At 58.7% G+C, this 12,074-nt stretch carries 13 protein-coding genes; 6 read left to right on the top strand and 7 right to left on the bottom strand.

The window, feature by feature from the left end; all coding sequences use genetic code 11:
* Positions 1 to 61: 61 nt before the first annotated feature.
* Together C482_RS13305 and C482_RS13300 are read left to right on the top strand one after the other, a co-directional pair.
* On the top strand, positions 62 to 601 hold the full coding sequence (locus C482_RS13305) for a hypothetical protein (protein ID WP_006168158.1): 540 nt from the start codon (positions 62 to 64) through the stop codon (positions 599 to 601).
* Positions 594 to 1,517, top strand: a complete 924-nt coding sequence (locus tag C482_RS13300; RefSeq protein ID WP_006168157.1) for a hypothetical protein — start codon at positions 594 to 596, stop codon at positions 1,515 to 1,517. Before C482_RS13305 ends, C482_RS13300 begins: the two co-directional genes overlap by 8 nt.
* A 405-nt stretch (positions 1,518 to 1,922) precedes the next feature.
* On the opposite strand, the gene C482_RS22425 is transcribed toward C482_RS13300, so the two are convergent.
* The 4 genes from C482_RS22425 to C482_RS13285 form a co-directional block, all read right to left on the bottom strand.
* The gene (locus tag C482_RS22425; RefSeq protein ID WP_006168156.1) at positions 1,923 to 2,081 is read right to left on the bottom strand and encodes a hypothetical protein; all 159 of its coding nucleotides are present in this window, start codon (positions 2,079 to 2,081) and stop codon (positions 1,923 to 1,925) included.
* Positions 2,078 to 2,464 (bottom strand): hypothetical protein, encoded by a 387-nt coding sequence (locus C482_RS13295; RefSeq protein ID WP_006168155.1) that lies wholly within the window; start codon positions 2,462 to 2,464, stop codon positions 2,078 to 2,080. Before C482_RS13295 ends, C482_RS22425 begins: the two co-directional genes overlap by 4 nt.
* The gene (locus C482_RS13290; protein ID WP_006168154.1) at positions 2,461 to 3,075 is read right to left on the bottom strand and encodes a DUF7437 domain-containing protein; all 615 of its coding nucleotides are present in this window, start codon (positions 3,073 to 3,075) and stop codon (positions 2,461 to 2,463) included. Before C482_RS13290 ends, C482_RS13295 begins: the two co-directional genes overlap by 4 nt.
* Before the next feature lie 258 nt (positions 3,076 to 3,333).
* A complete protein-coding gene (locus C482_RS13285; protein ID WP_006168153.1) occupies positions 3,334 to 3,777 on the bottom strand; it encodes a helix-turn-helix domain-containing protein in 444 nt (147 codons plus the stop codon).
* Positions 3,778 to 3,865: 88 nt separating this feature from the next.
* Here C482_RS13285 and C482_RS22420 point away from each other — a divergent pair, with 88 nt between their 5' ends.
* On the top strand, positions 3,866 to 4,078 hold the full coding sequence (locus C482_RS22420; protein WP_241431926.1) for a hypothetical protein: 213 nt from the start codon (positions 3,866 to 3,868) through the stop codon (positions 4,076 to 4,078).
* 476 nt (positions 4,079 to 4,554) lie between these two features.
* Here C482_RS22420 and C482_RS13275 read toward each other — a convergent pair whose 3' ends face one another.
* On the bottom strand, positions 4,555 to 5,802 hold the full coding sequence (locus C482_RS13275) for an NAD(P)/FAD-dependent oxidoreductase (protein ID WP_006168151.1): 1,248 nt from the start codon (positions 5,800 to 5,802) through the stop codon (positions 4,555 to 4,557).
* Positions 5,803 to 6,120: 318 nt separating this feature from the next.
* Here C482_RS13275 and C482_RS13270 point away from each other — a divergent pair, with 318 nt between their 5' ends.
* The 3 genes from C482_RS13270 (at position 6,121) to C482_RS13260 (ending at position 9,996) form a co-directional block, all read left to right on the top strand.
* Positions 6,121 to 7,107: a GDP-mannose 4,6-dehydratase gene (locus C482_RS13270; RefSeq protein WP_006168150.1), complete on the top strand. Its 987-nt coding sequence runs from the start codon at positions 6,121 to 6,123 to the stop codon at positions 7,105 to 7,107.
* 287 nt (positions 7,108 to 7,394) lie between these two features.
* The gene (locus tag C482_RS13265; RefSeq protein ID WP_006168149.1) at positions 7,395 to 8,432 is read left to right on the top strand and encodes a two-component system sensor histidine kinase NtrB; all 1,038 of its coding nucleotides are present in this window, start codon (positions 7,395 to 7,397) and stop codon (positions 8,430 to 8,432) included.
* Between the two features lie 235 nt (positions 8,433 to 8,667).
* On the top strand, positions 8,668 to 9,996 hold the full coding sequence (locus C482_RS13260; RefSeq protein ID WP_049896731.1) for a TIGR00341 family protein: 1,329 nt from the start codon (positions 8,668 to 8,670) through the stop codon (positions 9,994 to 9,996).
* 20 nt (positions 9,997 to 10,016) lie between these two features.
* Here the strand turns inward: C482_RS13260 and C482_RS22035 are convergent, their stop codons facing one another.
* Positions 10,017 to 10,214, bottom strand: a complete 198-nt coding sequence (locus C482_RS22035) for a hypothetical protein (protein WP_006168147.1) — start codon at positions 10,212 to 10,214, stop codon at positions 10,017 to 10,019.
* A 777-nt stretch (positions 10,215 to 10,991) separates the two neighbouring features.
* Positions 10,992 to 11,837, bottom strand: a complete 846-nt coding sequence (locus tag C482_RS13250; RefSeq protein WP_006168146.1) for a DUF4330 family protein — start codon at positions 11,835 to 11,837, stop codon at positions 10,992 to 10,994.
* Between the last annotated feature and the right edge of the window lie 237 nt (positions 11,838 to 12,074).

Genomic DNA, 12,074 nt, shown 5'->3' with positions numbered 1-12,074 from the left:
GCGGGCCGGTGCTGTAGACACCAAGCCCGCGAGAAGCTCCCGTATCTACCCTACGGAAGCCATGTCAAACGACGAGACACGGGGTACTAAAACCCCCGACAGACAGGACGCACCGATCGACCCGAACCAGTCCCTCCAGACGCACCTCGAGTACATCGACTCGATCACGCGCGCACTGCTCGCTAGGACGACCCCGCCGAACGCGACCGCCGTTGACCACCTGGAGCCCGACCAGCGCCGCGAACTCCGCCGGCACCTCCGACAGATCAGAGCAGAGGCGAGCCACGTCGGCCTGCTCGCGATCGGCCCCGAGGCGTCGATGCCCTACCGACCCGACACAGCGAACGTTCTCACCTACTCCGGGCCGGATGCATTGCCAGATACCCCTGCAGACCATTCGACACCTGATCAGAGCACCACAGAGGATCAGCCGAGCCACGAGACTGCCGACGATCAGCCCAGCCAAAACACACCTGACGACACCCGGCCCAGCCAAAACACACCTGACGACACCCGGCCCAGCCAAAACACACCTGACGACACCCGGCCCAGCCAAAACACACCCGACGACCACGACACCGGAGGTGAGCCCGATGAGTGACGACCCCACACTCGAGTCCCTCCACAAACGAATCGCAGCGTTGGAGTCGGAACTCGAGTGCAAGTCCAACCAAATCGCCGAACTCGAGCGTGATTGTGATCGGCTCGAAGCGCGTCTTGAATCGGAGGGTGGGGGAGAGTCAGGCGGTGAGTCCGATACTAGGACTGAGTCCGAGTCCGACACCAACACCGACACCGAACCCGAGTCCAAGCCCAAGTCAGCGTGCAACTGCACGTGCCAGTGCAACCCCCACACCGCGAAACTCGAGGCGGCCCTGAAGAAGGCCGCCACCAACAAGGCCCGCATCGAAGAACTCCAGGCGCGCGAACTCGAGAAGGGTGCCCATCTCGCCGCCGACCATATCGACCCACACGAGCTCGACGTCCCCGGCAACCAGCTCGAACAGATCACCAAGGACGACGGCCGGACCTACGTCCGCCTGCCCGAGAGCGCGGACCCGTTAGACGACGGCCACACGACACTCGCCTTCGGCGACCTGCTGCCGATCCAGCAACTCGCCCGGATGGATGCGGATAGACGCCGGGCAACGGCAAACGCTCTCCCCACCCGACTCGCCGCACGGCTCTGGCAGGCTCGCACCGACCCGCAGTTCGGCGACGATCCCTGGCAGGCCGGCTGTAAGGATGTCCGCGAGTACGTCACGGCGAGCGACCTGAAACACTGGATCCGCAGACAGGAACCCGGCACGAGCGAGAGCTACGCGAAGAAACTCGTCTCCAGAACGATCGACGCCCTCCTCGATCTGTCGAAGCACCGGCTCGCGGTCCACCGGACCACCCAGCGCAAGAACGGACTCGAGTACACCGAGCGTCGGCTGGTGCTCCCGGCGGATGCGGACCTCCCCGGCGAGACCGTCAGGAGCGAGCCACCGGAGACAGCTGGCGTCCACGGCTAGGGCTGTCCACTCGACGAAAGCCACTCCCAGAACACAGATCGAACACACCCAACGCACCAGACACGCCCCTAACGCGCCGGATACGACCCTACCCACACGCCCCGAACCCGAAGCCCCCAACACGCTACGCACACGCCCCTAAACCACTACCACGCCACACCCCCCGACGCACCACCACCACCAACCGCTCCACCGACTCGAGTCCAACCACGAACCAACTCGAGTCCAGCGAGCCACCAGGGTCGAGGAGCTGTGGGTCTCGCGACTCGAGTAGCTCGGTAGCTGAGCCAGGAGACACCCACCACAGCCACCACCGGTGACGACAGGTGTCCACGGAACGTCCGCTCACCAAACGAATTCACAGCCGGCCTCGAGTGTGGTCTACAGCGACCACGTCAGAAACGGTCACTCAGACCGATAGCCCGCGGTGAAGTGTGATGGATGGAGCAACGTCGAAACGGACTGTGGAGGTGCGAAGTACACGTCGAAGTCGTAGTAGCCATAGCAGGGAACGACGGCGGCTGCTGCCTGCTGTAGCGGCAGGTCGGTTGTAAACAGATTCACGTGAATGCTTTCCGCGCGTTCGAACAGTTGATCGTGACGCCGATGAGTGAGAGGTCTTCCGCAAACACTGCGGTCTTCCCGTGCGTGATCGCTGATTCCATGACGTGTCGTGCGTCCTGAACCGCAGCATCGACGGGTTCAGAGTCAGCAACCGGCGCAGCAATATCGATCCATCCGTCACGGATTGCCTGGTCGACGTAGTCGCTTCCAGACGGCTGCTGATCGGCGGTTGGATCACCACCGAGTTCGGCATAAATCGGGCGCGGAAGTTGAATTTCGACGGTGTGATCTGTGATGATCGTCTCCAGGTCGTCGTACGCAGCACTCGGTGGCTTGCCAATCCCGCGGAAAATACCGGTATCGAGGACGTTGACGACTCTCATTCAGTATCGGCCGACTCGTCCGGCGTCGCGTCGTGAACAGTTGCGGCGGCAGCAGTTTCGTCAACATCGCCGCCGTGGATGTGATTCGACTCGGGAGTGAGATCCAGAATGTCGAGAATCTCGCCGAGCATCTCGAACGCTGCAGCACGAGAGATGTCGAGGCTGTCAGCGATCGCTCGGTGGGTCGTCGACCCGGTAGCGTACGCCCGAGCCAGCGGGAGAAACTCGGCGAGCGTCCCGATACCGTACTGATCGATGAACCGATCGACTTCCGGGTTCTCGTCGCGCTCGGCAAGGACACGGGCAAGTTCGGGTGTCACGGTGATCTGCTCGCCATCGATCTCGATGGTCAAATCGAAGTCACGTGTTTCGTACACCGTGCTCCCGTTTTCGCGCCCCGCCTCAGCGAGCAAGCCTGCTGCTTTGAGGAGTTCACAGTAGTCGTACGCTGCTGTTTTCCCAATGCTAACCTGCGGAAGGACAGCCGGAATCGTCGTCGGCCCGTTGCGAAGCACGGCGTAGAACTCCGCTAACTTTGGCTTTTGGAGGAGGTCGAGGACAGGACGCAGGTCCGTCACCTCAATCTCTGTCGTGTTTTGTTTTGTCGCCATCACACTCACTAGTTCGCACTCCGCGAACTAAAAACTACCTGCGCAACGAGAGGAGTGATGCGATCATCGGTCGAGTATTGGCACTACTCGAGTCCAGTCAATCGGTAGATTGGGAGTGACATCCTCTCCGTTATAAACGGTAGTAGCCGATTCAGATTTCAGGAAACTCATTGGGGCGGGTGGAGGTTACCATCCAGTGTCCGACCGAATACAAGATGAGACGTGATGTCACCAGAGCCCCGACGCTGGAAGATGGTGTTACTCGTCGCTACGGGAGGGACGCGGCATTGCTTCGATATCTCGAATCCGCGGCGTTTTCTCTACGGACTGCCACTGACGTGTCCACGCTTCTTCAGGGAACAACCCGTTCTGATCGAACAACGCACGAGCCTCCGCAGACAGCTTGAAAAACTGGTAGGGGAAGCCACCAGTGCGCGCTCCTGGCTCGAACTCCAGCAACTGCACAACGCCCACGTCTGTTAACGTCTTGAGGTGGCGACGAATAGCGTCATCACTCAGTCGAGGATTCATGTACGTCAGTTCCTCGACGCTGGGCGCTCCCTTGGGGTGGCCAACGATATCAGCGATGATATCTGCCCGCTTCTTGTCAGTCGCCTTCTGGAGGGCTTTCCACGCATCGAATCCATTACTGGGACCGACCGTCTCTCCCCCGCTGGACCCCGTATCCGTGTTGCGCCTCATATTTCCACCTTCCGGGTATATCCACAAAAGTGTTGGAGTGGGTGGGACAACTGGAGCAGCGACACGCCGAAAGATCGTCTACGAGCTGGTGGATGATCGAACGGACCCGCCCGCCGTCGCCTTTCGATTGGAGGACTACGGCCTGACGCCCGACGAAATCAGACTCTGGGCTCGCGCCTTCGATATCCTCTGTGGCCGAGCCACACATATCGTTGCCGTGATCGAGGACTTTGATGGCGGGTACGTGTGGGAGATGGGGTTGCTGTTCGCTCCGCCGTACCGGGAAAGGCGTGGATCCTGAAACGAAAGTACGATGATCCACAGACCGAGAGAGAAAAATACGAAAACGGGATGGCGGCGTCACACGTCGAACTGGTCCTCGCTGTTTTGGCTGGGCAGACACGGACGACCTTCGAGACTCTGTTAGCGAGATCCCATGAGGAGGGGTGGCTTTGTGGGGGAGAGACGCCCGTACGCGAGCGCTTGAGTACAAAATCCCGCGGAAAATACCGGTATCAACGACGTTGACGACTCAGTTGCCGAACACAAAACTCCGTCTCCACACAGCAGGCTGTCGATTGCTCGCCTTCGATGACGGCAGGGGTACAGTAACCTGATCCGTAGACGGTTCTTCGGTGACTCATCCGAGACATCTCGCACACGCACGATTGCTGGAGCGTTCCTCGAGCAGTCACTCTCACTACGTGGTTTCAACGAACTCAACACACACCTGGACTCGAGTACGCCGTCATCAAACCCACTGTAGGACAACAGTCGTCACTCCTCGAAGACGCTCGTATCGAAGACATCGAACGGTGGTTCGGCGAACTCGGCAGACCGATCATCGAACCGATCGAGTGATAGACTGGCCAACGAAAACGGCGCTCCGTGGCCGCTGATTAGTTGCCGGACTGCCGCTGCGGCGATCGGTGAAGCACTCAACCCGAGTCCGCTGAAGCCGGTTGCAATGGTCAACCCAGCAGGCCCATCGGCTGGCGAGTCGATGATCGGAAGCCAGTCTGGGGACATCGCATCTCCAGTTGGACAGCAGCCATCGTTCGTCACTCGACCCTCATCGAACTCGTCGAGAATATCCGCAATTCGCTCGGCGAGCAACAGGTGGAACTCTTCATCGACAGTTGTCTTCACGGACGGGTTCTCACCGAGAAGGCCTTCGATACCGGCGACGTGCAGTTCTCCCGTGTGCTCCGGCCGCCAGAACGTCGCCATGAATCCCTCGAGCCCAAGGTCTGCTGGAAGCCCGTCGCCGAAATCCAGGTCCATGTACCACTGTGGGTACTCGTCGCTCACTCGCTGGGAGAGATCGGTTTCGCTCTCGAGGTTGATGTGCCAGAACCGTTGTGGTTGGATCGGGATCGCAATGTGGTCTGCAACGAGTTCCCGCGACCAGCGCCCGGCCGCAACGACGACCTCGGGTGCTCGGTAGTCTCCGGTCTCGGTCGTGACACCGACAACGTTCCCCGCTTCGACGAGAAGGCCGGTCACTTCGACACCGGTCTCGATCGTTGCGCCTCGGTCTGTTGCATCCTGGCTCACGGTCGTCGTGTAGGTGTATGGATCGACCCAGCCCATGCGTCCGTACACCATGCCTCCAGCGATCGGGCTCTCCTCACCGACGTTGAAAACGCCAGGATATCGCTCGTCAATCTCCGCAGCCGACAGCCACGTTGTATCGTAGCCGCCGTTGCGAGAGACGAGTTCCGTGTATCGCTGTACTTGCTCAGTCTTCTCAGGGCCGTGCAGGTTAACGAGCTCCCGGGCGGTGTACTCGTAGTTGCGGTGACCATCGAGGCTCTCGAAGAATCGGAAGGAGAGACGGCCGGCTTTCGGCAGGTGGGGGAACTGGTACTGCGGTTGGATGATCCCCGACGAGTGGCCAGTGGTTTCACCGGCGATCTGGTCTCGCTCTAGCAGTAACACGTTGTGGTCGGCTGCCAGCTCGCGAGCAATTGTCGCGCCAATACACCCACCGCCGACGATGATCACGTCTGCGTCGGTACTCATCTTCGCTCACCGCTGGTGTGGCTATCGCCCCTGCCTCCAGGATATTGTTTGTTATTGCCACTCATACATGGTCCCATGGAGGCAGACCATGTCAGTCGAAATAACCCTTCATCCCCATATGTCGTGGTTTGATATCAGATCCGTTGCTCACAGTGTCTCTGGAAGCGTAGTGAATTGCCCCTGCCTATTCGCTCGTTCGTGTTACTCCGTTCGCTCCTACATCCGCGTCAGCAAGACGATACCGACGATGGATGACGGCGACTGACCGGACGATTCGATAACAACTTCTATTTTCGCCGTTATCATACCCCTTCGCACATGGACATTCTCGTCACGGGCGGTGCCGGCTTCATCGGCGGTCACCTCGCCGAATCGTTCACCACGGCTGGCCACGACGTCACGGTACTCGATAACTACGAACCGTACTACGACCTCGGGATCAAAGAGCACAACGTCGAAGCGATCGAAGCAGCCGCCACCGACTCCGACGGCTCCTGCGAGATCATCGACGGCTCGGTCACCAATGCCGACCTCCTCACCTCGCTTACCAAATCAACCGACGTCATCTACCACCAGGCCGCCCAGGCCGGCGTCCGCAAGAGCGTCGAGGAACCGGACAAGGTCAACGAGTTCAACGTCACGGGTACCGTCAACGTCCTCGAGGCGGCCCGCACCAACGACGTCGACCGGGTCGTCTACGCCTCCTCCTCGAGTGTCTACGGCAAACCGGAGTCCCTCCCCTACGACGAGGCTCACCCGAACGAACCCGTCTCTCCCTACGGCGTCTCCAAGCTCTCGGCCGAACACTACATGCGCGTCTACAACGAGGTCTACGGCCTCCCGACGGTCTCCCTGCGCTATTTCACCGTCTACGGGCCACGAATGCGCCCGAACATGGCTATCTCGAACTTCGTCTCGCGCTGTATGCGCGGCGACCCCCCAGTCATCTACGGCGACGGCGAACAGACCCGGGACTTCACCTACATCGCAGACGTCGTCGACGCCAACCATCGCCTGCTTACCGATGACAGTGCCGACGGCGAGGTCATGAACATTGGCTCGACGGACAACATCGACATCGAGACGCTCGCCGAGGTCGTCCGCGACGAGATCGATCCCGACCTGCCACTCGAGTACACCGACGCACGAGATGGCGATGCCGAACACACGCACGCGGACATCTCGAAGGCAAACGAGTTGATCGGCTACGAGCCGAGTCGAGATATTCGCGAGGGAGTTCGTGAGTTTATCGACTGGTACGAGACAAACCGTGAGTGGTACGAGCCGCTTGTCGTGAACTCGTGACGGCTGCCATCGCTGCGTCTGGTGCATCTATCTTGATTCAGGGAGAGAATCCGCCCTTCCAGTGAGTGACGAGCGTTCCGACGCCCTATCGGAACCGAGGAGCGATCAGGGCGGGAGTGAATCGCGTAAAGTCGTGGGAGGAGGTCAATGGCGACTGGAAATCGTGTCGCCCATCGGTAACACCTATACAATCATATAATTGATTACTTCCGACAAAGTCACAAACTAGTTTTTCTGAAGCTTTATACCGGCTGAATTACTACTACGGTCGAACGAGTGGTCCAGGAATGTCTGATTATAGATCTATATCTTCAACGATTTCAGAACTCGACGACTATTTTTTTCGAACTCTCGCGCTGAATACGCCGGAAGGACTGCTCACCATCGATAAAGACAGTCAAATCGTCTTCGCAAACCCCGCTATCGAGGACATTCTCGGCTACACACCGTCGGAACTCGTCGGCAGTTCAACACTCGAGATCATCCCGGATCGGTTGCAGCCAATTTACGAACGACAGCTCGAGGCCTACATCGAAACTGGCGAACGAAATATCAGTTGGGACGGGATAGAACTGCCTGCAGTACACAAAGATGGCCACGAAATCCCGGTTTCGATCAGCGTTTTCGAACACGACTACAAGGGCAATCGGTTGTTCACTGGCACCTTCCGGGATATCTCTAGAAGAAAAGAAAGAGAAGAACGCCTTCAGGCCAAAAATGAGCGGCTCATGGAGTTTGCGAGTGTCCTCTCACATGACCTCCAGAACCCTGTGAATATTGCACAAGGGTATGCCACAGAGTTGATGGCTGATCTTGATCGGGACGAACTCGACGAGATCATGGATGCACTAACGCGAATCCAAGAACTCCATGGTAACATGCTCACACTCACTAAACCGGAGGGTGAGAACAACTCGTTCGAGAACGTCTCACTCGACGACATTGCGTCCCAGTCCTGGCGGTGGGTCGATACAAAGGACGCAACATTGGTCGTCACAGACGATGTTCAGCCAATTCGGGCCAACGAAACTCAGTTCAAGTCGCTGCTCGAGAATCTGTTTAACAATGCAGTCGAACACGGTGGTCCACACACGACTGTTGAGGTTGGGAGCCTGGAGTCTGGTTCCGGCTTTTATATCGAAGACGATGGTCCGGGGATACCCGACGACAAACAGGAGGTAATCTTCGACCATGGCTACACGACACACCCTGATGGAACTGGGCTAGGCCTCTCGATCGTCGAGCAGGTCGCCTCCGCTCACGGCTGGGCGATCGAACTTGGCGCATGCGAGGACGGGGCGCGGTTCGAATTCCATCTCGAGTGACTCCCACGCCCAACCGTCGTGGGATTCGTTTCGCTTCTGCGTTTATTTACGGTCCAAACGAACTACAACAAAGCCGAACTGGACGAACGGCCGTGTTGAATCACTAGGCAGCAGTGGAACGATTTGTGAACGCACAGGGGTTGGCTGGAAGATCTCGTTGCCGCTGGCCGGCTTTGGTTCCGAGTTGCTGAGATGGCCCCCATCTTTGATGTTCGTCTCCAGTGGCCAGTACTCCATGCGCCACGTCGAAATCTCAGTCCGTCCAGAGACGCACGATCCTGTCCTGGAGGTACTTGACGTAGAACAGATCGACTACACGGTTGTTCCGACCGACGACAGCAGCGAGTACGTCTCTCTCATTTCGTTTACTCTCCCGAAAAGCGCTGTCGAAGTCGTCTTGGACGAGTTAGAGGAGGTTGGACTCGACGAGAACGACCACACGGTGGTCGTTACGGCAGACACGGTGATCTCCCGGGAGTTCGGCGAGCTCAGAGATCAGTACACGGGAGAGATACTGGACGGTGAGCGCCTTGCTCGCTACGAACTGTTCGCCGAATCGGAAGGGCTCGTGTCGACGATTCCGGTATACGTGACGCTGACGTTGGTGAGTGCGATCGTTGCGACGGCCGGACTGTTGCTCGATTCGGCCGCCGTCGTCGTTGGGTCGATGGTGATTGCACCCTTGATCGGACCGGCGCTCGCAGCCTGTGTCGGGACCGTTCTCAACGAAAACGACCTGTTTTGGACTGGAGTTACGTATCAACTGCTTGGTGTCACCGTCGCTATCGCCGGTTCTACGGCGTTCGCCTGGCTCTCGAAGTCGCTGTTTCTCGTGCCACCCGGAATCGATGTTATCGAAATCCACGAAGTCAGCGAACGGGTTCTTCCGAACCTCTTCTCGCTGGTTGTCGCCTTCGGTGCGGGAATTGCTGGTGTGTTGAGCCTCTCGACAGGTGCCTCCGTCGCACTGGTTGGTGTGATGATCGCCGCTGCGCTGATCCCGCCCGCCGCAGCCGTCGGCATCGCTATCGCGTGGGGGGTACCGAACGCCGCAGTTGGCTCGCTGATTCTCGTCTTCGTCAATCTGTTGGGCGTCAATATCACGGGCCTGTTCACCCTCTGGGCGATGGGCTACCGTCCCCAGATTCAGGGTGAGACTGGGATCGCACGTCGGTTAGTCCGTCGTCGCCTCATCGTGTTGACGATCAGTATCCTCGTCCTGTCGATGTTTCTGATCGGCGTCACGTGGACGTCGTATCAAGATGCATCGCTTGAAAATACTATTACGACCGAAGCGGAGGCCGTCCTCGACTCGCCGGCCTATCAGGACGTGTCCCTCATCGAGGTCGAACTGTTTCTCGAGGAGGGAATTCCGTTCGAGCCCGTAATGCGAATTGAAGAAGGTTCCATACTTGAGCAACCCGAACGCATCGTCATCACGGTCGAGCAGCCGGCCGATGACGAACACCCGGAACTCGTCTCAGAACTAAACGAACGAATCACTGACGAAATTGAAGCCGACGTGCGTGTCGACGTTCGGTTTATCGAGTACGAGACTGTGTAGGTAATTATCAAACATATCTGTCAGGGCGGTTTCTCGGAACTCTCAGAAGACTCTTCTTGTTCGCCGCTCCGTGCCGGCGGTTCCGGCGGCTCGAACGCCGCAACCAGCCACCGTCCCACGCGCGTCTCCAGCACCTCGTCGAGACTCCGTCGTGACCGGGTCCCCGCCACTGCGAGAGCCGCGACACCAAGATGGGAGGCGACCAGCAGCTCAGACATACCGGCTCCACTCTGCACTGTGTACAGGAGTGAAATGAGGATCNCCCCGCCACTGCGAGAGCCGCGACACCAAGATGGGAGGCGACCAGCAGCTCAGACATACCGGCTCCACTCTGCACTGTGTACAGGAGTGAAATGAGGATCACCGGGAGGACAACGAGACTCGCGATCCGAATCGGCCGGTCGCGAACCACGGCCCACCCCTGGCGTCCCCGCATTGCGAGACCGGAGGACTCGAGTGCAACAGCAAGCCGCTCACTTACTCGATCCAACAGCCGAATCACCGGTCCAACGGTCCACGTCTCTCGGAGGTCGATCACGATCACGTCGGGGTCGGGTTCCGCCGTGAGCCAGCGATAGCAGTACGACCGTTCGACGTACTGTTTCCAGGTGGCTGCGGCCGAGGCGATCCGTGACTGTTTCGCAATCGTAGTCGCTCGCGATTCGACGCGTGAGAGTGTTGTCGACACAGCAGCAACTCTCGAATTTGTGACTGAGTCCCGGAGTCGGGTTGATATGTTGGCACTTCGAGACGTACCATCGTGTGCATCTGGTGCATCGTCTCGAGTACTCTCCCGTTCATTCCCGCCATCGTCGGACCCACCAGTCGGATCTGACGATCGCTCGGTCATCGCCTACGCACCTCTGTTGTGGTCTGTGGCCACCACTGGCTCACCAGATTCGAACCGCGTGCTGTCGCTCGGCAGACTGCAAAGAGTCCGAAATGAACGGAGCGCATAGTGAGAGCGAACATGGAACGACAGACAGCGACTGGTGTCACTCGAGGTCGGTGACGGTGCCGCTAACAGTCGTGGACTCAAGGTCGAGTGCAATAGTGCTTCCGGCCGTGAGTCGGTCACCGCGGAAGTAGACACCTGCTACACCGTCGCGTTCCGTCGTTGCCAGCTCCACCGTCAACGTAACGTCTTCGTTCTGAGGATGCTCTGTTTCGTAGAGTTCCCCCTCCTCGGTTTCGGCGACGATGGTTGCCGACTCCCGTTCGACAGCGGTGACCGTCGCGACGGTCTCACCGTAGGCGGTCTCGGTCATATTTTCTGAGAATTCGTTCGCGACGGCCGGTTCGATATTCGAGAGTTCCACAGTCGCAGTCGTGGTTGTCGACTCGATATTGAGCGTTTCGCCGTCGGTGTCGATCGCCGTGACCGTTCCGTTCGTACTGTACCAGCCCGTATCGAGCTGGAAGCTCGTCCCGAGCCGGAGTTGGTGATCGTCAACTACGAATACGTCTCGGTTGTGGGCATCAGCGCGAGTGGTTCCGTCGACCTCCGCACGAACGAGTGCCTCGGGACCCTCGTTTGGCGGCGGCGCTGTCACGTAAACATCAGTGACGGTCACGTTCTCGTTAGTTCCGCCGATCGTTGCGACTGTTCCCTCCGCCAGTCGCTCGGCGACGTAGTCTGGCTGTTCACCGAGTTCGAACGTCACATACCGTGTCTCGGACTCGCCATCGATACCAGCACTGTCTCCGGCACCCGACTCACCACCAGTCCCCATCACCAGCGCGACACCGGCGACGACGACAGCGAGGAGCATGAGCACGACTAGCGCGTCTACAATGTTGACGACGCCGAAGATGTTTCCGTCTTCGTCAATCAGTGCCATCGGTCAGATCGGTGCCGATTGCTCTCCCGACGACACCGTGTCGGTTTACGTGTTTTCGAGTCCGCCACACCAGTCTGCAACCTCGTCTCAAAGCGACAAGCTCCCTCTCGGAAATCGCTGTCCCTCCCCGATTTACCACTGTTCATGGCACAGTTCTGCAGACACGGTGCTAAATAGATTCTCCTTCGGGAATAAGCAATCCCAACTCGGCACCACACGTATCTTCTCCCGTCTGAA

Source organism: Natrialba chahannaoensis JCM 10990 (assembly GCF_000337135.1).
Taxonomy (GTDB): domain Archaea; phylum Halobacteriota; class Halobacteria; order Halobacteriales; family Natrialbaceae; genus Natrialba; species Natrialba chahannaoensis.
This window is presented reverse-complemented; position numbering and strand designations above follow the sequence as displayed.